Source organism: Prevotella sp. P4-51 (assembly GCF_002251455.1).
Taxonomy (GTDB): domain Bacteria; phylum Bacteroidota; class Bacteroidia; order Bacteroidales; family Bacteroidaceae; genus Prevotella.
Genome location: NZ_NPJM01000067.1, coordinates 1 through 1417, shown reverse-complemented (window position 1 = coordinate 1417; position 1417 = coordinate 1). Strand labels below are relative to the sequence as shown.

General features: G+C 42.6%; 2 protein-coding genes. Both read right to left on the bottom strand.

Going from position 1 to position 1417, the window contains the following annotated elements; genetic code table 11:
- Nucleotides 1-24 precede the first annotated feature (24 nt).
- Nucleotides 25-1008 carry a transposase gene (locus CIK94_RS12595; protein ID WP_094423238.1) on the bottom strand — a complete coding sequence of 328 codons (984 nt, stop codon included), beginning with the start codon at nt 1006-1008 and terminating at the stop codon, nt 25-27.
- Nucleotides 974-1354 carry a hypothetical protein gene (locus CIK94_RS12590; protein WP_094423237.1) on the bottom strand — a complete coding sequence of 127 codons (381 nt, stop codon included), beginning with the start codon at nt 1352-1354 and terminating at the stop codon, nt 974-976. Before CIK94_RS12590 ends, CIK94_RS12595 begins: the two co-directional genes overlap by 35 nt.
- Between the last annotated feature and the right edge of the window lie 63 nt (nt 1355-1417).

The following is a 1417-nucleotide window of genomic DNA, read 5'->3' as shown; positions in this document are numbered from 1 at the left end:
GGCTCACCCGATAAACCAAGGGGATTAGGCATATAGTTTTGTAAGTCTGAAAAGAAAGAACTTTATATCCGTTACTCCTCTTAAAGCAGCTCTAAACGCCTTTATTTTAGCATTGAATGATTCAGCAAAGGCATTAGTTGCTCTATTGACAAAGAAGTTCAATACTTCATCATAATGCTCGTAAAGTGTGGCGGCAATAACATTGAAACTCTTAAAACCGGAATCGTCCACTTTATTGTACCAGCGTGCAAGCGAGAGTCTTGCTGCATCTTTGATGGTATTCTTGGAAAATATCATTCTTAGCGAATGTGTGAGAGAATAAGCCTCTTTAAGGTCTGGATATATTTCAAATAGCACCTCTGCTCTTTTCCTCTGACTTTCCGTCCATTTGTCGGGTGATTTGAAAAGCAGATATCTACTGCGAGCCAACAACTGCTTGTGGGTGTCACCGTTTGCAAGCACAATTGGAGTATATGCTTTGCCCAGGAATTTGGCCTCTTCTCTGGCCTCCGTATCTGCTTGAATGGCCTCCCATCTATATGCGATGCGCATCTCCTGCAAGGCATCATATGTAAGTTTCTGTATATGAAAGCGGTCTATAGTACGCATTGCATTCGGGAAACAGCGTCTGGCTATAAGCTGCATGGAATTCGACATATCCATTGTTATTTCCTTTACTATCTGTCTCTTGTCCTCGCCAATGCGCATAAGTGCTTTTGTGACAGCATCTGCCGCCACACCCTTTACTATCGCAACGATGGTACCTTTGCCTCCACGTGAAGATCTGTTGCTTACTATCGTGTACAACTCGCCATTGCTTGGAGCCGTTTCGTCAATGCAGAGGCTTTCACCTATGTTTTCGGGAAAGACAAGCCAGTCTTCTGCATGTGAAAGTTCTGACCATTCACGGTAGCCGCTGAGTACTTCCTTGTATTGCTTTTCAAACGTATCACCGTTTATGTGATAATAGCGGTCAAGCGAACGGGAGGTCGTAGGAATTGTCTCCATACACTCCTTTTAAAAAAGCCGCAAACTCTTTTGAGTAGCGGGTCCCTTCTGCCTTTAGGTTATAAGAGTCGGAGAAGTATCGATTATTCTGCTTGTCATACCATCTGCGTCTTCTGACAATTAAATCAACGCCTTTGTCGCGTATTGGGAAGTCACGTATAGTTGCGGCGTCACAGAACCCTTTGGATTCAATCTCTGTATTCTCTTTATATTCAGCCTTAACCGATTCGTCAAGATAGATGCGAATAAGGGATGCCTCTTCTTCTACACGTACTACTTCAAAATTTGAAAGTATCTCTGATGGCAGAATTAACTGTGCCAATGCTAAAAGTCCTTGATTATTCATGGTACAAAGGTATAAATAATCTATAGAACCAAAGAATTATCCCCATGGTTTATCGGGTGAGCC

Coding starts and splice junctions, on each gene's coding strand:
- CIK94_RS12595 (WP_094423238.1), bottom strand. CDS start 1,008: ATGGAGACAATTCCTACGACCTCCCGTTCGCTTGACCGCTATTATCAC.
- CIK94_RS12590 (WP_094423237.1), bottom strand. CDS start 1,354: ATGAATAATCAAGGACTTTTAGCATTGGCACAGTTAATTCTGCCATCA.